Source organism: Streptomyces sp. NBC_01304 (assembly GCF_035975855.1).
Taxonomy (GTDB): Bacteria; Actinomycetota; Actinomycetes; order Streptomycetales; family Streptomycetaceae; genus Streptomyces.
The window spans coordinates 1,747,439-1,767,707 of record NZ_CP109055.1 but is presented as its reverse complement, the minus strand read 5'-3'; the positions used below and the strand labels follow the sequence as shown (position 1 = coordinate 1,767,707).

The 20,269-nt window shown below is 72.0% G+C and carries 20 protein-coding genes and 1 riboswitch; of the genes, 14 read left to right on the top strand and 6 right to left on the bottom strand.

All coding sequences use genetic code 11. The features are described 5' to 3' along the window. The first annotated feature begins 145 nt into the window (after nucleotides 1-145). The 3 genes from aceA (at nucleotide 146) to OG430_RS07780 (ending at nucleotide 4,067) form a co-directional block, all read left to right on the top strand. Nucleotides 146-1,426 (top strand): isocitrate lyase, encoded by a 1,281-nt coding sequence (gene aceA / locus OG430_RS07790; RefSeq protein ID WP_327351689.1) that lies wholly within the window; start codon nucleotides 146-148, stop codon nucleotides 1,424-1,426. A gap of 170 nt (nucleotides 1,427-1,596) precedes the next feature. Continuing rightward, complete coding sequence (gene aceB / locus OG430_RS07785; RefSeq protein ID WP_327351688.1) at nucleotides 1,597-3,201, top strand: malate synthase A; 1,605 nt, start codon at nucleotides 1,597-1,599, stop codon at nucleotides 3,199-3,201. Further along, nucleotides 3,198-4,067 carry a 3-hydroxybutyryl-CoA dehydrogenase gene (locus tag OG430_RS07780; RefSeq protein ID WP_327351687.1) on the top strand — a complete coding sequence of 290 codons (870 nt, stop codon included), beginning with the start codon at nucleotides 3,198-3,200 and terminating at the stop codon, nucleotides 4,065-4,067. The genes aceB and OG430_RS07780 overlap by 4 nt, the downstream gene beginning before the upstream one ends. Nucleotides 4,068-4,158: 91 nt before the next feature. On the opposite strand, the gene OG430_RS07775 is transcribed toward OG430_RS07780, so the two are convergent. Then, nucleotides 4,159-4,866, bottom strand: coding sequence for an NUDIX domain-containing protein (locus OG430_RS07775; RefSeq protein WP_327351686.1), 708 nt, complete (start codon nucleotides 4,864-4,866; stop codon nucleotides 4,159-4,161). 51 nt (nucleotides 4,867-4,917) lie between these two features. Then, nucleotides 4,918-5,041, top strand: a riboswitch (cobalamin riboswitch). Nucleotides 5,042-5,103: 62 nt separating this feature from the next. Here OG430_RS07775 and OG430_RS07770 point away from each other — a divergent pair. From OG430_RS07770 to OG430_RS07760, 3 genes are all read left to right on the top strand, one after another. After that, nucleotides 5,104-5,505 carry a (2Fe-2S) ferredoxin domain-containing protein gene (locus OG430_RS07770; protein WP_327351685.1) on the top strand — a complete coding sequence of 134 codons (402 nt, stop codon included), beginning with the start codon at nucleotides 5,104-5,106 and terminating at the stop codon, nucleotides 5,503-5,505. 849 nt (nucleotides 5,506-6,354) lie between these two features. Next, nucleotides 6,355-7,278, top strand: coding sequence for an aminoglycoside phosphotransferase family protein (locus OG430_RS07765; protein WP_327351684.1), 924 nt, complete (start codon nucleotides 6,355-6,357; stop codon nucleotides 7,276-7,278). 55 nt (nucleotides 7,279-7,333) lie between these two features. Further along, nucleotides 7,334-7,684 carry a hypothetical protein gene (locus OG430_RS07760; RefSeq protein WP_327351683.1) on the top strand — a complete coding sequence of 117 codons (351 nt, stop codon included), beginning with the start codon at nucleotides 7,334-7,336 and terminating at the stop codon, nucleotides 7,682-7,684. Here the strand turns inward: OG430_RS07760 and OG430_RS07755 are convergent. Then, on the bottom strand, nucleotides 7,632-8,282 hold the full coding sequence (locus OG430_RS07755; RefSeq protein ID WP_327351682.1) for an acyl-CoA-like ligand-binding transcription factor: 651 nt from the start codon (nucleotides 8,280-8,282) through the stop codon (nucleotides 7,632-7,634). The two genes, OG430_RS07760 and OG430_RS07755, sit on opposite strands and share 53 nt — an antisense overlap. A gap of 106 nt (nucleotides 8,283-8,388) precedes the next feature. On the opposite strand from OG430_RS07755, the gene OG430_RS07750 reads away from it, so the two are divergent. From OG430_RS07750 to OG430_RS07730, 5 genes are all read left to right on the top strand, one after another. Next, the gene (locus tag OG430_RS07750; protein ID WP_327351681.1) at nucleotides 8,389-9,330 is read left to right on the top strand and encodes an oxidoreductase; all 942 of its coding nucleotides are present in this window, start codon (nucleotides 8,389-8,391) and stop codon (nucleotides 9,328-9,330) included. A gap of 234 nt (nucleotides 9,331-9,564) precedes the next feature. Further along, the gene (locus OG430_RS07745; RefSeq protein ID WP_327351680.1) at nucleotides 9,565-10,236 is read left to right on the top strand and encodes an ABC transporter permease; all 672 of its coding nucleotides are present in this window, start codon (nucleotides 9,565-9,567) and stop codon (nucleotides 10,234-10,236) included. Nucleotides 10,237-10,249: 13 nt separating this feature from the next. Next, on the top strand, nucleotides 10,250-10,927 hold the full coding sequence (locus OG430_RS07740; RefSeq protein WP_327351679.1) for an ABC transporter permease: 678 nt from the start codon (nucleotides 10,250-10,252) through the stop codon (nucleotides 10,925-10,927). Continuing rightward, complete coding sequence (locus OG430_RS07735; protein WP_327351678.1) at nucleotides 10,924-11,862, top strand: ABC transporter substrate-binding protein; 939 nt, start codon at nucleotides 10,924-10,926, stop codon at nucleotides 11,860-11,862. Before OG430_RS07740 ends, OG430_RS07735 begins: the two co-directional genes overlap by 4 nt. 107 nt (nucleotides 11,863-11,969) lie before the next feature. Further along, nucleotides 11,970-12,878, top strand: coding sequence for a hypothetical protein (locus OG430_RS07730; protein ID WP_327351677.1), 909 nt, complete (start codon nucleotides 11,970-11,972; stop codon nucleotides 12,876-12,878). 128 nt (nucleotides 12,879-13,006) lie between these two features. Here OG430_RS07730 and OG430_RS07725 read toward each other — a convergent pair whose 3' ends face one another. From OG430_RS07725 to OG430_RS07710, 4 genes are read right to left on the bottom strand one after another with little or no spacing between them, the layout of a single operon-like run. Then, complete coding sequence (locus OG430_RS07725; RefSeq protein WP_327351676.1) at nucleotides 13,007-14,167, bottom strand: ABC transporter ATP-binding protein; 1,161 nt, start codon at nucleotides 14,165-14,167, stop codon at nucleotides 13,007-13,009. 22 nt (nucleotides 14,168-14,189) lie between these two features. Next, entirely contained in the window at nucleotides 14,190-14,846 is a 657-nt protein-coding gene (locus tag OG430_RS07720; RefSeq protein WP_327351675.1) for a LutC/YkgG family protein, read from the bottom strand. Continuing rightward, complete coding sequence (locus tag OG430_RS07715) at nucleotides 14,843-16,360, bottom strand: lactate utilization protein B (RefSeq protein WP_327351674.1); 1,518 nt, start codon at nucleotides 16,358-16,360, stop codon at nucleotides 14,843-14,845. The genes OG430_RS07720 and OG430_RS07715 overlap by 4 nt, the downstream gene beginning before the upstream one ends. Continuing rightward, nucleotides 16,357-17,112, bottom strand: a complete 756-nt coding sequence (locus tag OG430_RS07710; protein WP_327351673.1) for a (Fe-S)-binding protein — start codon at nucleotides 17,110-17,112, stop codon at nucleotides 16,357-16,359. Before OG430_RS07710 ends, OG430_RS07715 begins: the two co-directional genes overlap by 4 nt. Before the next feature lie 153 nt (nucleotides 17,113-17,265). Here OG430_RS07710 and OG430_RS07705 point away from each other — a divergent pair, with 153 nt between their 5' ends. The 3 genes from OG430_RS07705 to OG430_RS07695 all read left to right on the top strand — a co-directional run bounded on the left by OG430_RS07705 (nucleotide 17,266) and on the right by OG430_RS07695 (nucleotide 20,258). Beyond that, on the top strand, nucleotides 17,266-18,567 hold the full coding sequence (locus OG430_RS07705) for an alpha/beta fold hydrolase (protein WP_327351672.1): 1,302 nt from the start codon (nucleotides 17,266-17,268) through the stop codon (nucleotides 18,565-18,567). 25 nt (nucleotides 18,568-18,592) lie between these two features. Then, entirely contained in the window at nucleotides 18,593-19,348 is a 756-nt protein-coding gene (locus OG430_RS07700) for a PIG-L deacetylase family protein (RefSeq protein ID WP_442816698.1), read from the top strand. A 76-nt stretch (nucleotides 19,349-19,424) separates the two neighbouring features. Next, nucleotides 19,425-20,258: an enoyl-CoA hydratase/isomerase family protein gene (locus tag OG430_RS07695; protein ID WP_327351670.1), complete on the top strand. Its 834-nt coding sequence runs from the start codon at nucleotides 19,425-19,427 to the stop codon at nucleotides 20,256-20,258. The last annotated feature ends 11 nt before the right edge of the window (nucleotides 20,259-20,269 follow it).

Below are 20,269 nucleotides of genomic sequence, written 5' to 3'. Positions count from 1 at the left end.
AACTTGGCATAAGTCCCTGCTTGAGGGCACGGAGTGCCACTGCGAAAGTCGTGTTGTGGCCGCCGGTCAAGGGGCTGCACTTTCCAACCCGGCACGTCGTGCCAGGAGTTGGCACACTTCACGAGACACCTTGGGGAGAACAGTCATGGCGCAGGCACGCACGACGGCCGAAGAGCTGCGGCAGCGGTGGGCGACGGACCCGCGTTGGCAGGGGATCGAGCGCACCTACACCGCCGAGGACGTCGTACGCCTGTCCGGCAGCGTCCGCGAGGAGCACACCCTCGCCCGGCGCGGCGCCGAGCGGCTCTGGCGCGAACTGCACGAACGGGACTACGTCCACGCGCTCGGCGCGCTCACCGGCGGGCAGGCCGTGCAGCAGGTGAGGGCCGGCCTGCGGGCGATCTATCTGTCGGGCTGGCAGGTCGCCGCCGACGCCAATCAGGCCGGTCACACCTACCCCGACCAGAGCCTGTACCCGGTCAACTCCGTTCCCCAGGTGGTGCGTCGGATCAACAACGCGCTGCTGCGCGCCGACCAGATCGCCACCGCCGAAGGGGGCAGCGACACGACCGACTGGCTCGCGCCGATCGTCGCCGACGCGGAGGCCGGATTCGGCGGCCCGCTCAACGCCTTCGAACTCACCAAGGCGATGATCGCCGCCGGCGCGGCGGGCATCCACTACGAGGACCAGCTGGCCTCGGAGAAGAAGTGCGGCCACCTCGGCGGCAAGGTGCTCGTGCCCACCGCCCAGCACATCCGCACCCTCAACGCGGCCCGCCTCGCCGCCGACATCGCCGATGTGCCGACCCTCGTCGTCGCCCGCACGGACGCGCTCGCCGCGAACCTGCTGACCAGCGATGTCGACGAGCGCGACGCGCAGTTCGTGACGGGGGAGCGCACGGCAGAGGGCTTCTACCGGGTGCACAACGGCATGGCTCCGGTCATCGCACGCGGTCTCGCCTACGCCCCGTACGCCGACCTGATCTGGGTCGAGACCGGCACCCCCGACCTGGCGCAGGCCCGCGAGTTCGCCGAGGCCCTCCACGCCGAGCACCCGGACCAGATGCTCGCGTACAACTGCTCGCCCTCCTTCAACTGGAAGGCGGCCCTCGACGACGACCAGATCGCCAAGTTCCAGCGGGAGTTGGGCGCGATGGGGTACCGCTTCCAGTTCATCACCCTGGCCGGCTTCCACTCGCTCAACCACGGCATGTTCGACCTGGCGCGCGGCTACGCGGACCACGGCATGACGGCGTACGTCGATCTGCAGGAGCGGGAGTTCGCGGCCCAGGAGCACGGCTTCACCGCGGTGAGGCATCAGCGTGAGGTCGGCACGGGCTACTTCGATCTGGTGTCGACCGCCGTCAACCCGGCGTCCTCGACGACTGCGCTGCGCGGCTCGACGGAGGAATCGCAGTTCCACTAGGCGCTCCGCGAAGCGCTCCGCGGGGAGGCTGGTCCTTCTGGGCGAGGCCCGGGCCCGGTACGTCATCTGCGAGTGCGTCGTGGCTGGTCGCGCAGTTCCCCGCGCCCCTTCGGGGCCCGACCTTTCGGGGCCCGCCCCTTTCCTGTTCCTCCGTCCGCCTAGGAGCCCTCGTGGCCACCGCCCCAACCACCATCAGCCGCGTACAAGTTCTCGGCCCGCCCGGTGACCGGCACGACGAGATCCTGACCCCCGAGGCGCTCGCCTTCCTCGGCCGGCTCGATGCCGCCTTCGCCGCCCGCCGGTTCGAGTTGCTCGCCGAGCGCCGCCGCCGTGCCGAGCGGATCGCGTCCGGCGTTCCCCTCGACTTCCCGCTCACCACGGCGGCAGTCCGCGCCGACCGCGACTGGCGGGTCGCACCGCCCGCCCCCGGGCTCGCCGACCGCCGCGTGGAGATCACCGGGCCGCCCGAACGGCGGATCACCGTGAACGCCCTCAACTCCGGGGCCCAGGTGTGGATGGCGGACTTCGAGGACGCCACCTCACCGACCTGGGAGAACATCGTCGGCGGGCAGCTCAACCTGCTCGACGCCGTCGAGCGGCGCATCGACTTCACCGCACCCGACGGCAAGGAGTACCGTCTCGGCGCCGCCGACGACCTCGCCACCATCGCCGTACGCCCCCGCGGCTGGCACCTCATCGAGAAGCACCTCGTCGTCGACGAACGGCCGCTCCCCGCCGCGCTGGTGGACTTCGGCCTGTACTTCTTCCACTGCGCGCGACGGCAGATCGACGCGGGCCGCGGCCCGTACTTCTACCTGCCCAAGCTGGAGAACCGGTACGAGGCCCGGCTCTGGAACGACGTCTTCGTCCTCGCCCAGGACCTGCTAGGCATCCCCCGCGGCACCGTCCGCGCCACCGTCCTCATCGAGACGGTCACCGCGGCCTTCGAGATGGAGGAGATCCTCTACGAGCTGCGGGAGCACGGCGCCGGGCTCAACGCGGGCCGCTGGGACTATCTGTTCAGCCTGATCAAGACCTTCGGCCATCGCCGCGACTTCGTCCTGCCCGACCGCTCCAAGGTCACCATGACCGCCCCCTTCATGCGCGCGTACACCGACCTCCTGGTACGCACCTGCCATCGCCGCGGCGCACACGCCATCGGCGGGATGGCCGCCCAGGTGCCGGGCACGGACCCGCAGGCCCGCGAGGCGGCGCTGGCCAAGGTGCGGCTCGACAAGGAGCGCGAGGCCGAGGACGGCTTCGACGGCTCCTGGGTCGCCCACCCCGGCCTCGTCCCCGTCTGCCGCGACGTCTTCGACGGCGTACTCGGCAACCGGCCGCACCAGATCGAACGCAGCCGCCAGGACGTCGACATCACCCCCGCCGACCTGCTCGGCGTCCGCCGCACCAGCGGCCCGCCCACCCCGGAGGGCATCCGCTGCGACATCGAGGTCGCGCTGCACTACTTCGCCGCCTGGCTGCAGGGCCGGGGCGCGGTGGCCGTGCACGGCCTGATGGAGGACGCCGCCACCGCCGATGTCGCCCGCGTGCAGATCTGGCAGTGGATACGCCACGGCCTGGTGGACCGCAGCGCGGTCATCGCCGTCCTGGACGAGGAGACCGCCGCCCTCGGCGCCGCCTACCCCTGGGTCCCGGTCGACCAGGCCCGCGCCCTCTTCGAACGCACCGCCCTGGGCCGCGATCTGCCCGCCTTCTTCACCACCGACGCCTACGCCCGCCACCTGGTCGCCGTCCGGCCGGAGGCACGCTCATGAGTCCCCGGATCGACAAGGTGGGGGTGGTCGGCGGCGGGCTGATGGGCGCCGGCATCGCGGAGGTCTGCGCCCGCGCCGGACTCGACACCGTGGTCTGCGAGGCCGACGCGGTGGCCGCGCGGGCGGCCCGTGAGCGCGTCGCGCTGTCCCTCGAACGCGCCGTGCAGCGCGGCAAGCTGGACCGGATCTCCGCCGAGGACGCATTGAACCGGCTCGTCTTCACCGGCAGCCTCGACGATCTGGCCGACCGCCGGCTCGTGATCGAGGCGGTGGTCGAGAACGCGGACGCCAAGACGGAGATCTTCGCCGCACTCGACAAGATCGTCGAGGATCCGGAGGCGATCCTCGCCACCAACACCTCGTCGATTCCCGTGATGCGCCTGGGCATGGCCACACAGCGCGCGGACCACGTCCTCGGCCTGCACTTCTTCAACCCGGTCCCCGTCCTGCCCCTGGTCGAGATCGTCACCTCGCTGCACACCACGCCCCAAGTGGCCGACACGGTCCAGGAGTTCGTCACCCGAGCGCTCGGCAAGACCGTGGTCCGCTCCCAGGACCGCGCCGGGTTCGTCGTCAACGCCCTGCTGATCCCGTACCTTCTCGCGGCGATCCGCATGGCCGAGTCCGGATTCGCCACCCCGACCGACGTCGACTCCGGCATGGAGCTCGGCTGTGCCCACCCGATGGGCCCGCTCAAGCTGGCCGACCTGATCGGCCTCGACACCGTCGCGGCCATCGCGGAATCCCTCTACGAAGAGTTCAAGGAGCCCCTGTACGCCCCGCCGCCGCTGCTCCAGCGCATGGTGGAGGCGGGCCTGCTCGGCCGGAAGAGCGGGCGCGGCTTCCACCACTACGACCCGCACTGAGCGGGCCGGCCGGCGCCCTGCCACGAGGGCCCCGGCAGGTGGGGGCAGGGTGCGGGGCGGCACGCCGATGCCGCCCCGCACCCGCAGCGGCTCACCAGGTGCAGTCGGCCCGCAAGTCCTGGATGCTGTCGGCCAGTTCGGCGGGCTGCCCGGGCCAGCCCGTCGTGTGCCACCGGGCGATGCGCCAGGCCAGCCGCCGGGGCCACAGGGCCGTGCTCGGCAGCGCGTGGACCGGCATCCACCGGGGCCTGCCGCCGTAGTTGTCGAGCAGGGCGGGGTCGCCGACCTCCCCGTCGGCGGACATCAGGAAGTAGTGCTCGCGCCGGCCTTCCTTCCACACCCGGGCCACCTCACCGGTCACGGTCCCGGCCAGCGCGGTCTCCTCCCGCAACTCCCGTACGACGGCGTCGTGCAGGGACTCGCCGGGCTCGACTCCGCCGCCGGGGATCTCGAAGTAGACCTCGCCGTCCTCGTCGAACTCGATGAGGAGCATGTGCTCGTCACGCAGGACGATCGCGCCTGCCCGCACCCGCACCGGCGCTGCGGCGGCCGGGTCGTCCCAGGGCGCGGTTTCCGGCAGCGGGGCGCCTGTTGCCCAGTCCCGGAGCACGCTCTCCGCAGTGCCGACCGGACGGATGCGGGCATGCAACGCCGCGCTGAGCGGCAGCGAGCTCAGGGCGCCGTCGGCGTCCTGGTCCTGGCGCGGGAAGCGGTAGGCCCCACTCCGCTCGGGGTCCTCGGCGAGGACGAGCCCCGTCCCGTCGAACTGCACGCGCGCGTTGGCTGATCCGTCCGTCATCCGGGCAGATTAGCCGTGAAATGATGACCGGTGAAAAGGCGATGGCGGCCCGAGGAAGCCGGTGCGATTCCGGCGCGGTCCCGCCACTGTGATCGGCGAGCGGATCCCGACAGGCCACTGCCCCTTGGGGGGTGGGAAGGCCGGGACGAGCATCGACCCGAGAGCCAGGACACTCACGCTGTCGCCTCCTCGACGGACCACCGGGGCGGATCTCCCCGAAGAGAGGAACGGTGCGGCATGCCCGCGAAGCCTGTCAGTAGTGCGCAGAACCAGGTGGCGGGGGCGGCGGACCGCCGGGCGCCGTGCCGGGTCGTCGTGTGCCGGGACTGCTGCTGCGGCAGCCCCAAGGTGATCGGCGTCGACCATGCCGCGCAGACCGCACGGCTGCGTGCTCAGGCGCCGGTACGCATAGCCGAGTGCCTGGACGTGTGCGACCAGGCCAACGTGATCGTCGTCCAGCCCTCCGCCGCCGGCCGGGCGGCGGGTGCGCGGCCGGTGTGGCTGGGCCTGGTCAACGACGCCGCCGCGACCGAGGACATCGTCGACTGGGTGCGCGCGGGCGGCCCCGGCATCGCGCCGCTGCCGGAGATCCTCGACCTGTACACCTTCACCCCGCCGAGGCGCCGCTCGGTGTGGTGAGACCGGCAGTCGCGGCCGGTCCCGCATCCGTCTTCACGCCGTACCAGCAGGTGGAGACGGGCAGAAACAGGCGGAGGCCCGCCCGACGGAAGTTCGGGCGGGCCGCAGGCCATGTGTGTGCTCGTGGCCGGACACCTCTCGGCTGGGCCGCGACATCGACTCCGCCCGCCCTCACGCATGAGGACCGCGACAAGGACGGAGCCCACCGCTATCTCCTGAGCGCTCATCCCGTCCTCCGGCGACGCGGGAACGGAGCCTTCTCCGCAACGTGGGCAGCACCGCGTCCTGCATAGAGCTGAACCCCGACGGGGCGTCGGCGCCGCTCGGCGGGGTCCAAGTGGATGACGCACCGTCAGGAAGGTGACCGCCCGGGCGGGGCCCGGCCCACCGGCGACACGCCGACTGAGCTGGGCCCCCGTCAGGGCGCGGACGCCTCGGGCGTGTTCGGCCTCCCGCTGTGCCGTCCGGTGCGCACCCGCCACCTTTTCGCGCTTGGCAGCGAGGATTGCGAACGCCGTCGGGGCGGTGGTGGCCTGCTGCTCGGCCGGTCGAGAGGGGGAGCCATTTTGCGCCACGCCCGCCGGGCGCGAGGGGCAGCCGCTTGATCCAGGCGGGCATGGGTGGTGTCCTTCAGGCACGAGGTGGGTTTCTGCGAGAGCTCGTCGGGACTTGCTTCTTCGTCGTACGGCCGGGAGTTGCTGCTCCCGGCCGTACGCCACGGTCCGCACGCCAAATGCCTTGCGCAGAACGCGACTTACTCGATCTCGCGCACCGGGGCACCGGCGTGGCTCCGGTCCCGGGCCAGGAATTGCGTTGCGGGGCGAACGAGTCGCGCGCGATGATCCCCGAATGGTTTCGACACCTCCCGACGGCCGCGCCGGAATCGACGCCGCCCTGGTCAAGCGCCTGCTGGCCGCCCAGTTCCCGCAGTGGGGCGAGCTGCCCGTGACGCCGGTGGAGGTCGACGGCTGGGACAACAGGACCTATCGCCTCGGCGACGACAAGACGGTGCGGCTGCCCACCGCCGCCAGTTATGCCCTGGCGGTCGACAAGGAGAACCACTGGCTGCCCCGCCTCGCGCCGTCGCTGCCCGTGGCGATCCCGCCCGTGCTGGCCAGGGGCGTACCCGGCGAGGGCTATCCCTTCCCGTGGTCGGTGCGCGGGTGGCTGGCGGGGGAGACGGTCGCGCGCGGACGCGTTGACGACATGTCCGCCCTCGCCGTCTCGGTGGCCGGGTTCCTGCACGCGCTGCAGCGCTGCGAGACCGCCGGCGGTCCGGTCGCGGGCGAGCACAGCTGGTACCGGGGCGCCGCCCCGGACCACTACGACGCCGAGACCCGGAACTGCCTGCACCTGCTGCAGGGACGGGTCGACACCGGCCGGGCAGCCGCCGTCTGGGAGGCCGCACTCGCCGCCGAGTGGCACGGGACGCCCGTGTGGTTCCACGGCGACATCGCCGCCGGCAACCTGCTGGTCGAGAACGGCAAGCTGACGGCTGTCATCGACTTCGGCACCTCGGGCGTGGGCGACCCGGCCTGCGATCTGGTGGCCGCGTGGGGAATGTTCGACGGGGAGAGCCGGGAGGCGTTCCGCGAGGCGGTCGACCAGGACGCGGGGACGTGGGCGCGGGCCCGGGGCTGGGCCCTGTGGAAGGCGCTGCTCGTGCTGTCCGGCTGCATCGACACCGACCCGGAGCAGGCCGCGGTCAACCGGCGCGTCATCGACGCGGTACTCGCCGACCACGACCGCTTCGGCAGTTCGCGCACGGCCTGAGGGCCCTTCGTTCTGCGGGCTTCCCCGATGGGCCGCGTGGACCGCGTGGAGCCTCATGCCGTACGACAGGCCGGTGCGCCGACTGGTGCGGGGGCACGCCGGCTGCGTTCTCGGCTCCGACCGGCGCGCCGCCAGGGCGCGCGTGGTCAAGCTGGTCAAGGACCTGGATGCGGCGCTGCTGGACTTCGACGGCACCCCGGTGACCGGGCAGACGGTGGTGGGTCCGTTCGGCGACGCCTTGTACCGCCGCTCGTCCTGGCACGCGATCTCGCCGGCGCTGTCCGGACTGATCACCTACAGCAACCCGAGCCCGCTGCTCGATCTCACCGCCCCAAGTGCCGGGCGGCCCGAGGTCAACCCGCCCGGCCCGTCCGGCGGTTGGGGACGGCGTCCAGGGCGGGGGTGAGGACCTTGAACGCCTGGTCGATCAGTTCGGCGGGGTCCTGCGAACCGTCGCTGCCGCTCCACCGCTGGAGCACGGCGTGGAAGGCGGTCAGCGCCATCCCGGCGGCCAGCTGCGGGTACAGGTCGCCGTCGGGGTCGAGCCCCGAGCGGTCCGCGAGCTCCGCCGCCAGGTCGTCGCGCCACTGCGCCTGGCGCTCCAGGAAGCGGGCGAGCAGGGCCGGGGTGCGCAGGATCAGCTGCACCACGCGCAGCGCCCGCTCGGCGTGGTCCGAGCGGTCGGCGCAGGCGGCGAGCGGCACCGTGACGGCGTGCCGCAGTGCCACCGAGGGCCGCTCCTTCGCCGGCCGGGCCGCGAGCCCGCTGCGCATACCGGTGCCCATGTCGGCCAGGAACTGGACGACCACGTCCTCCTTCGACGCGAAGTATCGGAAGAACGTCCGCTTGGAGACCCCCGCCGTGGCCACGATCTCGTCGACGGTGACCGCGTCGAAGCCCTTCTCCACGAGGAGTTGGAGCGCGGCTTCGGTCAGCTCGTCCGCGACGAGCTGACGCTTGCGCTGGGCCAGGCTGATTTCGGGGCGGGAGTTCACCGGGTTCACCGGGCGATCGTACACGCCATGCCATGCCTTGTGCGGCACTCGGAGCTTGCCATGGCATGTCAGGCAGCTCTTGACACCAAGTGCCATCAACGGCAGCGTGTGGCGCATGACGCAACAGAAGCGCTGGAATGCCGAACACATCCCGGACCAGACCGGGCGGATCTTCCTCGTCACGGGAGCCAACAGCGGCCTGGGCCTGGCGACGACGCGGGCCCTCGCCCGCCGCGGCGCGCAGGTGATCCTCGCGGTGCGCGACGAGGAGAAGGGCCGGCGGGCGATGGCCGACATCACCGCCGAGCAGCCGGGCGCGCGCCTGGAGGTGCGCCCGCTCGACCTCGCCGACCTCGACTCGGTCCGGGCCTTCGCCGAGAAGGTGCGCGTCGACCACCCCCGTATCGACGTACTCATCAACAACGCCGGCCTGATGGCGCCGCCCCGCACGCTGAGCGCGCAGGGCCACGAGCTGCAGTTCGCCGTGAACCATCTCGGGCACTTCGCGCTCACCGGGCTGCTGCTCGACCTGCTGTCCGGCGCGCCCGACTCCCGTGTGGTCACGGTGAGTTCGGCCAACCACCGCCAGGGGAGCCTCTACTTCGACGACCTCACCGGGGAGCGCCGGTACAAGCCCATGGCCTTCTACAATCAGTCGAAGTTCGCCAACGCCGTGTTCGGGCGCGAGCTGCACCGGCGCCTCGACGCGGCGGGCAGCGCGGTGCGCAGCGTCCTCGCCCACCCCGGCTACACCGCAACCAACCTGCAGTCGGGCACGCCGGTCGCCCTGGTGCGGCTGCTGTTCGGCCGGGTCCTCGCCCCGCTGGCCCAGGCCCCGGCCGACGGCGCCCTGTCGCAGCTGTACGCGGCGACCGAGCCGGAGGTGCGCGGTGGCGAGTTCATCGGCCCGGGCGGCATGGCCGAGCTGCGCGGGGCCCCGGTGCGGGTGGAGCTGTCGAAGGCGGCAGCCGATCCCCAACTGGGCGCTCGGCTCTGGGACTTGTCGGAGAAGCTGACCGGGGTACGGTTCACACTCCCGACACCAATGCCTGCCTGAGCCCAACCGGGCAGCGCTCCGCCCAGGAGCGCCCCGCAGGGGCGCGGGGAACTGCGCGACCGGCCCCCACCGGCCCGCAGACGACAAACCGGCCTCCCCGCGGAGGCGAGGGGCGCGGGGGGACTGCGGGCCCACGCTCCACGGGCCCGCAGACGACACACCCGCCTCCCCGCGGAGCGCCCATACGGGCCCCCAAGACGAGCGGCCAGCGCATCCGCGGGCTCCAATGGACAGGTGACCGCGCCCCCCGACGACTGCCTCGCGCGCAACGAGTGGATCTGCGGCGACTACCTGAGCACCCGTCGCCAGATCCTCACCGACGCGGTCCTGCAGCACCTGCAGCTCACCCTCGTGTCCGTGCTCATCGCGCTGGTGATCGCCGTCCCGCTCGCGCTGCTCGCCCGCCGCTGGAGCGCGGTCGCGGGCCCGGTGCTCGCGCTCACCACCGTGCTCTACACGATCCCGTCCCTGGCGATGTTCTCGCTGCTGCTGCCCGCCTACGGGCTCTCCGCATCCCTCGTCATCGCGGGCCTCGTCCTTTACTCGCTCACGCTCCTCGTACGCAACATCCTCGCCGGACTGCGCGCCGTGCCCGAAGAGACCCGGCAGGCGGCCCGCGGCATGGGATACGGCCCGATCCGGCTGCTGCTCACCGTGGAACTGCCGCTCGCCCTGCCCGCCGCGATGGCCGGCCTGCGCATCGCCACCGTGTCGGCGGTCTCCCTCGTCACGGTCGGCGCGATCGTCGGCTTCGGCGGGCTCGGCAACCTCATCTACGCGGGCATGAACACCTACTTCAAGGCCCAGGTGCTCACCGCGTCCGTGCTGTGCGTGATCATCGCCATCGCCGCCGACCTGCTGCTGCTCGGCGCCCAGCGGCTCCTCACCCCCTGGCAGCGCGGATGAGGCGGCGGCGTACATGAAGACACTCACCGACGCCTGGGACTGGCTCACCGACGGATCCCACTGGTCGGGGGCCGACGGCATCTGGCACCGGCTCACCGAGCACCTGGTCCTGACCGTCGTCTGTCTGCTGATCAGCTGTCTGATCGCGCTGCCCGTCGCCCTGGTCCTCGGCCACCTGGGCAAGGGCGGCGCGCTCGCCGTGAACATCTCCAACGTCGGCCGGGCGGTGCCCACCTTCGCCGTCCTCGTGCTGCTCCTGCTCACCCCGCTCGGGAAATACGGGCAGGGCCCCACCGTGGTCGCCCTGGTCCTGTTCGCCGTGCCACCGCTGCTCACCAACGCGTACGTCGGGATGCGCGGCGTCGACCAGGACGTGGTGCGGGCCGCCCGGGGCATGGGCATGACGGGATGGCAGCAGCTGTGGCGGGTCGAGCTGCCGCTGGCGCTGCCGATGATCCTCAACGGCGTACGGATCGCGGCCGTACAGCTCGTGGCGACCGCGACGATCGCCGCGCTCGCGGGCGGCGGCGGGCTCGGGCGGATCATCACGGCGGGCTTCAACCTCGCGTCCACCGCGCAGGTCGTCGCGGGCGCCGTGCTGGTCGCGGCGTTCGCGCTGCTCGTGGAGGCCGTCTTCGAGATCGCGGAACGGCTCGCGCCCGGCTGGGCGCGGGGGAGGGCCGAGGCATGAGGCGCCGACTGGCCGCGACCGCCCTCGCCGTGCTGCTCACCGGGTGCGCCACCGGGCCCGCGCTGGAGAACCAGGGCGAGGTCACCGCCCCGCCGGGCGACAGCAGTTCGCTGACCATCGGCTCGGCCGGATTCACCGAGAGCGAGCTCCTCGCGCACATGTACGCGAGCCTCCTCAGCCAGGCCGGATACAAGACCAAGCTCCTGACCGTGGCCAACCGCGAGCTGTACGAACCCGCCATGGAAAGCGGCCAGATCGACGTCGTCCCCGAGTACGCCGCCACCTTCGCGGACTGGTTGAACGCCAAGGCCAACGGCCCCGACGCCGAGCCCGTGGCCTCCCCGGACCTCGACGCCACGATGACGGCCTTGCGCCGCCTCGCCACCCCGCGGGGCCTCACCGTCCTGCCGCCCGGAAAGGCCGTCGACCAGAACGCCTACGCGGTCGCCGGCTCCTACGCCGCGGAGCACCACCTCAAGACCCTCTCCGACCTCGGCAGGTCGGGCCTTCCGGTGCGGCTGGCGGCGGGCGACGAATGCGTCAAACGCTCGTTCTGCGCACCGGGGTTGAAGAAGGTCTACGGCATCGACATCACCGCCGTCGACCCCAAGGGCTTCGGCACCGTGCCCGCCAAGCAGGCCGTGCAGAACGGCCAGGACCAGATGGTCGCCACGACCACCACCGACGCCACGCTCACCGAGTTCGGCCTGGTGCTCCTCGCCGACGACAAGAAGCTGCAGAACGCCGATTACATCGTGCCCGTCGTGAACCGCTCCCGGGCCGGCAGCGAGCGCGTCGCCAAGGCGCTGGACAAGGTCAACGACGTACTGACGACGGCCGATCTCGCGTCCATGAACCAACAGGTGGACAGCTGGCGGCGGTTGCCCGAGGACGTCGCCGAGGCCTATCTGGAATCCAAGGGGCTGCTGAAATGAGCCGTGACAGGGGGTAAGTCATCGTGACGAGGTCGTAGCGACGGTGACCGTACTGCAGCGGCGGCGGGGCTACCGGCCGGGGCCCGGAGCCGGTTGTATGCCATGCCATGACAGACAACGGGGGAAGCCAGGAAGCACGACAGCAGCGATTATCCGAGAAGGGCGCGGCGACCGATCCGCAGCCCGAGGGACTTCTCGACTCGGTCACCGAGCGTGAGCACGGCGCGTACGTCCGACTCAGCACGACCTACCCGCAGCAGCAGGTCCAACTCCAGCTGATCTACAGCGCGAGCCAGCGCGCGCTGGAGCTGAAGACCCGGGAGTCGGTGCGGATCACCGTCATGCGGGTCCTCGCCAACGCGCTGTCCGATCCACGGCTGGGCGAGGAGAAGCCCAACAAGCACCTCACCGACTATCTCGACCAGGAGATCGCCGAACTGCACGCCCGACTGCAGCAGGACTGTGCGATGTCCGTCAGCCAAGGCCTCAACCGGGGCCTCGCGCTGGGGATGGGGCTGAGCGCCGTCCTGCTCGGGGTGCCCCTGCTGTGGGGCCTCGACGTCCTGTACCTGCTCGGCATCTCACTGAACTGCAGCAGCCGCTGGACCCTGCTCGCGGCCGTGGTGTGCGGCGGCGTCGGGGCGCTCGGGGCGGCCCTCAGCGTGCTGGTCCGGGTGCGCAACGGCAGCAAACCGCCGGCCCGTCGCACCGACGGCCGGGAGACGTCGATCGTGCCCGCGCAGATGTTCCGCGCCATGTTCCACGAGGGCGTGTACCGGGTCCTGGTGGGCTGGATCCTCGCGCTCGCCCTGTACTTCATCATCGGCGGCGGCATCGTGGACGTCCTCAAGGTCCCGGCGACCACGTCCGACATGTGCCCGACCGAGGGCGCCGGGTCGGCGGCCAAGGGCACCGATTTCTGGGTCTTCTGGTGCGCGGTGGGTTTCCTGGCCGGGTTCAACGAGCGGTGGGCGTTCGGCCTGCTGCACCGGCAGGCGAAGACGACGAAGCCGTAGGCCTGGCCGGCAGGTCGCACGGGGCTTCGGCCGGGCGGTGACGTCATGGCGAAGTCGTCCGGCCGGAGGTCGCGGGGGCGCTGCCCCCGGGCCCCCGCTCCTCAAACGCCGGAGGGGCTGATTTTGCCCTACGCGTCTGCCACCGAGTCGAACTCGACTTCGTCCCGCCCAACCCCCTGCGCATCCGCATCCACCGACCGCCGCAAGGCCTCATGCAGCTTCGCCGGGGTGAGGACGCCCAGGAAGCGGGCCCCGTCGAGCACCGCGACCCAGCCCGCGTCGTGCTGCAGCATCACGCCGAAGGCCTGCTTGAGCGGGGCGCCCACCGGTACCCACGAGTTCATCCGGTGGGCCAGCTCGCCCACCTTCGCCTCGCCCGCGAGCGCCAGTTCGTCGACGCCCGCCCAGCCGTGCAGTTCGCCGCCCTCGTCGGTGACGACGGCCCAGCGCGCGCCCTGCTCCCGCAGCCGCGCCGCCGCCTGCGCCGCGCGTTCGTCGACGCGGGCCAGCGGCGGCTCCTCCAGGTCGTCCGGCTCGATCGTCGTGACCGAGAGCCGCTTCAGGCCCCGGTCGGCGCCCACGAACTCGGCGACGTACGGCGTCGCAGGATTGCCGAGGACCGAGCCGGGGGTGTCGAACTGCTCGATGCGGCCCTGCCCGTACACCGCGATCCGATCGCCGAGCCGGACCGCCTCCTCGATGTCGTGCGTGACCATCAGGACCGTCTTGCGGACCCTGGCCTGCATCTCCAGGAACTGGTCCTGCAACTGCTCGCGCACCACCGGGTCCACCGCCCCGAACGGCTCGTCCATCAGGAGCACCGGCGGATCCGCGGCGAGCGCCCGCGCCACCCCGACCCGCTGGCGCTGCCCGCCGGACAGCTGGTCCGGATAGCGCGACCCGTACTTCGCCGGGTCGAGCCCCACCATGTCGAGCAGCTCCGCGGCCCGCGCCTTCGCCCTGCCGCGCTTCCAGCCCACCAGGGCCGGCACGGTCGCCGTGTTGTCGAGGATCGTGCGATGCGGGAACAGCCCGACCTGCTGGATGACGTAGCCGATGCGGCGGCGCAGCTTCACCGGGTCGACCGTCGAGATGTCCTCGCCGTTGACGTAGATCCGCCCGGACGAGGGCTCGATCAGCCGGTTGACCATCATCATGGTCGTCGTCTTGCCGCAGCCGGAGGGTCCGACGAGCGTGACCAGTTCCCCCTCGGCGACCTCGAAGGACAGGTCGTCCACGGCGATCGTGCCGTCCGGGTAGCGCTTGGTCACCTGCTCGAACCGGATCATGACCTCACGCTAACCGCGCGGCTCAGCCCTCGCTCAGCAGGACCACCTCAAGGGTGCGCGGCCCGTGCACCCCTTCCACCCGGTCCAGCTCGATGTCGCTGGTCGCGGACGGGCCGGAGATCCAGGTGAGCGGTCGCGCCGGGTCCAGCCGTTCGAGGGCCTCGGGCACCGAGGAGACGACCTGGTCGGGGACGCGGACGACGCAGATGTGGTGGTCGGGGATCAGGGTGATGCGGCGACGCCCCTGATCGGGGGAGCCGTCGAGGACGAGCGTGCCGGTTTCGGCGATCGCGACGGCGCACCCGGTGACGACACTGTCGACCTCGTCCAGCTCGTGCGCCGTGTGCCCGGCCTCGTCCGGGACCGGGGTGGCGTCCGCCGCGTCGAGCCAGTGCGCGGGCAACCCGGGCGGCACGAGAACCCTGCGCGCACCCGGCTCGCCCCGCGCACCGAGGAGCCGCGCCAGGAGCGCGGGCAGCCCGCCCGGGTCGCTCCGGTGCACGATGGCCCGGTAGTCCGCGAGGTTCTCGGCGAGCAGATCGACGGTCTCCGCCGTGCTCAGCGACCCGTGCACCCGCAGATAGTCCCGGCTCACGGCCTGCTCGTACGTCGCCTCGTCGCCGGGCACATCGACGAGCGCCTGCCGCACCCGCCCCAGGATGAGATCCCTGCTGCTCACTTCGCCGCCCCGCCCTTCCCGGAGGTCCCGGAGTTCGGTGACTTCCCGGTCGTTCCGCCATTCGTACGCTGCCACCAGTCGCGGAACGACTCCGCGGGCACCTTCGGCAGCTCCCGGCTCGCGCTCCACGCCTTGCCCGGCCCGGGCAGCTTGCGCGGGTGCAGCCGGCGGGTGCGGGACGCGAACCGCTGGCCCGCCCGCAGCGCGGCAGGGCGGGCGAAGGCCCAGCCGGCGGCGCGCATCGCGGCCCGCTCGGCGGCGTGCCCCTTCGCGGGCTTGAGGCGCACCTTGGCCCCGCCACTGGTGACCTCGCCGCCCTGCACCACCCGCTCGCGCAGATGCACCAGGACCTCGGGGATGTCGATGGCGACCGGGCACACGTCGTAGCAGGCCCCGCACAGCGAGGACGCGTACGGCAGCGAAGCGTCGATCTCGCTTGCCGTGCCCCGCAGTTGGGGGCTGAGGATCGCCCCGATCGGGCCCGGGTAGACCGAGCCGTACGCGTGCCCGCCGGCCCGCTCGTACACCGGGCACACATTGAGGCAGGCCGAGCAGCGGATGCAGCGCAGTGCCTGGCGGCCGACCGTGTCGGCGAGGGTGTCGGTGCGGCCGTTGTCGAGGAGGACCAGGTGGAAGGTGGTCGGGCCGTCGCCGTCCGTGGTGCCGGTCCAGGTGGTCGTGTAGGGGTTCATGCGTTCGGCCGTGGAGGAGCGGGGGAGCGTCTGCAGGAACACCTCCAGGTCCCGCCAGGTCGGCACGATCTTCTCGATGCCGACGACCGAGATCAGCGTCTCGGGGAGGGTCAGGCACATCCGGCCGTTGCCCTCGGATTCGAGGACGACCAGGGTGCCCGTCTCGGCGACCATGAAGTTCGCGCCGGAGATCCCGACCTTCGCGCGCAGGAACTTCTCCCGCAGATGCAGCCGGGCCGCCTCCGCGAGCTCGGCCGGGCTGTCCGCGAGGCCGTCGGGGGCGGGACGGCCCCAACTGCCCATCTCACGGGCGAAGATGTCGCGGATCTCGCCGCGGTTGCGATGGATCGCCGGGACCAGGATGTGCGAAGGCCGGTCGTGGCCCAACTGCACGATCAGCTCGGCCAGATCGGTCTCGTACGCGGCGATCCCCTCGGCTTCGAGGGCCTCGTTGAGGCCGATCTCCTGCGTGGCCATCGACTTGACCTTGACGACCTCGCTCTGGCCGGTCGCCTTGACGAGGTCCGCGACGATCCGGTTGGCCTCGTCCGCGTCGGCCGCCCAGTGCACGGTGCCGCCGGCCGCCGTGACCGACTCCTCCAACTGCACCAGGTACCGGTCGAGATGGCGCAGCGTGTGGTCCTTGATCTGCTTGCCCGCCTCGCGCAGCAGGGCGAAGTCGGCGAGCTCGTCGACCGCGCGGGCCCGCTTGTCGCGGATGGTGTGCGTCGCGTGCCGCAGATTGCCGCGCAGGGTGTCGTCGTGCACGGCTTCGTGCGCGGCCTTGGGGAAGGCCGGCATTCCCACGAACGTGCCGCTCATGCCAGGGGCTCCTCTTCGGTGCTCGCCAGGATCTCCGCGATGTGGACCGGCCGCAGGGGCGTGCGCAGCCGGGCCATCGTGCCGCCCAGGTGCATCAGGCACGAGTTGTCCGCCGCGCACAGCGCCTCGGCGCCGGTGGACTCGGCGTTGCGCACCTTGTCCGCGCCCATCGCCGCCGACACGTCGGGGTTCTTCACCGCGAAGGTGCCGCCGAAGCCGCAGCACTCCTCGGCCCCCGGCAGCTCCACCAGGTCCAGGCCCTGCACGGCCTCGAGCAGCCGGCGCGGCCGGTCGCCGAGGCGCAGGCCGCGCAGTCCGTGGCAGGTCGGGTGGTACGTCACCGAATGCGGGTAGTACGCGCCCACGTCGGTCACGCCGAGGACGTCGACCAGGAACTCCGTGAGCTCGTACGTCTTGGGCACCACGGGCGCCAGGGCCTGTGCGAGGGAATCGCCGCGCCCCTCGGCCCGCGCCCGCTCCCCGAGCCGCGGATACAGCTCCTTCACCATCGCCCCACAGGAACCGGACGGCGTCACGATCGCCTCGTACTCCCCGAAGACATCGGAGAAATGCCGGGCCAGCGGCTCGGCCTGATGCCGGTACCCGGTGTTGTAGTGCGCCTGCCCGCAGCACGTCTGGGCCATCGGGAAGTCGACCTCAACTCCCAGCCTGGTCAGCAGTTTCACCACGGCACGCCCCGTGTCCGGATAGAGCGTGTCGTTGACACAGGTGAGGAACAGGGCGACCCGCATCGCGGCCCCTCCTTCTCGATCATCGGATGTGCGCAGCTTAGGCGGAGCCGGAGCGCGGGGGGAGGGGTCGGCGGGCGGGAGGGGGCGCGGGGGCGTCCGGGTGATCGGTTTGTGGTGAACTGGAGAGCAGTCGAACACCTCCCGGGAGCCTCGTTGACCACCTACCGCCAGCCCGGCGTCGTCCTCACCGACCGCCGCTTCACCGTGCCCCTCGACCACGCCCGCCCCGACGGGGAGACGATCGAGCTGTATGCCCGGGAGGTCGTCGCGAGCGACCGGGTGGATGCCGGGCTGCCCTGGCTGGTGTACCTGGAGGGCGGCCCCGGCTGCAGCGTGCGGCGCTTCGTCGGGCGGGAGGCGTGGCTCGGCCGCGCCGTGCGCGAGTTCCGGGTGCTGCTCCTCGACCAGCGCGGCACCGGACGCTCCACCCCCGCGAACCGCCAGACGCTCCCGCTCCGCGGCGGCCCCGCCGAACAGGCCGACTACCTCGCGCACTTCAGGGCCGACTCCATCGTCCGCGACTGCGAGGCCGTCCGCGCCGACGTCACCGGCGGCGCCCCCTGGACGGTGCTGGGGCAGAGCTTCGGCGGGTTCTGCACCACGCACTACCTGTCCACGGCGCCCGAGGGCCTGAGCATGGCCCTGGTCACCGGCGGACTGCCGTCCCTGGACGCCCGCGCGGACGACGTCTACCGGGCCGCGTACCCGCGCATCGCCCGCAAGAACGCCGCGCACTACGCCCGTTACCCGCAGGACGTCGAGCGGGCCCGGCAGATCGCCGCCCACCTCGCCGAGCACGGACCGGTCACCCTGCCCGGCGGCTACCGGCTGACCGTCGAGGCGTTCCAGTCGCTGGGCATCCTGCTCGGCTCGGGCGACGGCAGCCACCGGCTGCACTACCTCCTGGAGAACGCGTTCGTCCGTACCCCGGGCGGCCCGGAGTTCTCCGACGCCTTCCAGGAGGACGTCCAGACGTCGCTGTCCTACGCGGGCCGCCCGCTGTTCGCCCTCCTGCACGAGGCGATCTACGGGCAGGGCCAGGAGCCCACGAACTGGGCGGCCGAGCGGGTGCGCGCCGAGTTCCCCGAGTTCGACGCGGCCCGGTCCCTCAAGGGCGAGGACCCGGTCCTGTTCACCGGGGAGTCCATCCATCCCTGGCAGTTCGAGAGCGACCCCGCGCTCGCCCCGCTGCGCGAGACCACCGAACTCCTCGCCGCCCGCACCGACTGGACACCCCTCTACGACCCGGCCCGCCTGGCGCGCAACGAGGTGCCGGTCGCCGCCGCCGTCTACCACGACGACATGTACGTCGACACCGGGCACTCCCTGGCCACCGCCCGCACCATCCGTGGCCTGCGCACCTGGGTCACCGACGAGTTCGAGCACGACGGGGTGCGCGCGGGCGGCCCGCGCGTACTCGACCGGCTCCTGGCCCTGGCCCGCGACGAGGCCTGACGCCTAACCTGCGTGCATGACCGAAATGCCTGTTCAGCCAGTGGATCAACTGCAACCCATGCCCGAGGACTGGCAGCGGGCCCTCGCCGTCGTCGCCCACCCCGACGACCTGGAGTACGGCTGCTCCGGGGCCGTCGCGGGCTGGACCGACGGCGGCCGCGAGGTGACCTATCTCCTCGCCACCCGGGGTGAGGCGGGCATCGACTCGATCGAGCCCGCCAAGTGCGCCCCGCTGCGCGAGCAGGAGCAGCGGGACAGCGCGGCCGTCGTCGGGGTGTCCACGGTCGAGTTCCTGGACCACAAGGACGGCATCGTGGAGTACGGCCTCGGGCTGCGCCGCGACATCGCCGCGGCCATCCGCAGGCACCGGCCCGAACTGCTCATCACGCTGAATCACCGCGAGACCTTCGGCGGCGTGTTCCTCAACACCCCCGACCACATGGCGGTCGGCCGCGCCACCATCGAGGCGGCCGCCGACGCCGGCAACCGCTGGATCTTCCCCGAACTCATCGAGGAGCAGGGCCTGGAACCCTGGAACGGCGTGCGCTGGGTCGCCGTCGCCGGATCCTCGAAGGCCACGCACGCGGTGGACGCCACACCGGGGTTCGAGCGGGCCGTCCAGTCACTGCTCGCCCATCGCACGTACATCGAAGGGCTCACGGACGAGGACCCTCAGACGTACGTACGCAACTTCCTGACCATGACGACGGGGCGGGCGGCGGAGCGCTTCGGCGGACGGCCCGCGGTGTCGTTCGAGGTCTTCAGCCGCGAGATGCCCTAGCCGGGGACCTTCAGTCTCCCGGCCGGGCCCCCTATGGTGACGGTCCGTCAGAATCGTTGCGGCGCAGGGGGCTCGGGTGATCGACACCACCGGTACGGACATCCCGGAGGGCGAGGAACGCCTCCGCCTCGACGTCGAGGACGGCCTCGGCATCCTCACCCTCTGCCGCCCGGACAAGCTCAACGGCTGGAGCTGGGAATCCACCCGGCAGCTCGGCATCATGGCCGACCGGATCCGCTTCGACGACTCCGTCAGGGCGGTCCTGCTGCGCGCCGAGGGCCGGGCTTTCTGTGCGGGCATCGACGTCACCGCGCCCGGCGGGGCGATCACCGGGCGTTCGGGCGCGGAGCGGACCCGCAACTACTACGAGGGCATCCGCTGGGTGCACGAGCGGTTCAAGGTCTTCGCCACGCTGCCGCAGCCCGTGGTCGCGGCCGTGCAGGGCTACTGCCTCGGCTTCGGCTTCGAGCTGGCACTCATGGCGGACATCCGGATCGCGGCGGACGACGCGGTGTTCGCGCTGCCCGAGGCGCAGATCGGGGTAGCCGTCGACGCGGGCGGCGATCTGCGCATCGCCCGGGACGCGGGCGCCGGCTGGGCGAAGATGCTGGCGCTCACCGGGCGGCGTATCGACGCGGCCACGGCGGAACGGCTCAACCTGCTGCAACTCACCACACCCCTGGCCGAGTTGGAGAAGGCCGCCCGCGCGGTCGCGGCCGAGATCGCGGCAAACGCCCCGCTCGCCGTGCAGGGCATCAAACGCGACATCGACGCCTACGCGGACACGGGCCTCGCCGAGGCCCTGGACCGCACGGCGATGACGGCGGCGCTGACGCTGACCTCGGAGGACTCCCGGGAGGGCTACGCGGCGAAGGCCAAGCGCCGGCCGCCGTCCTTCGAGGGCAAGTGACCCCTGTCCCG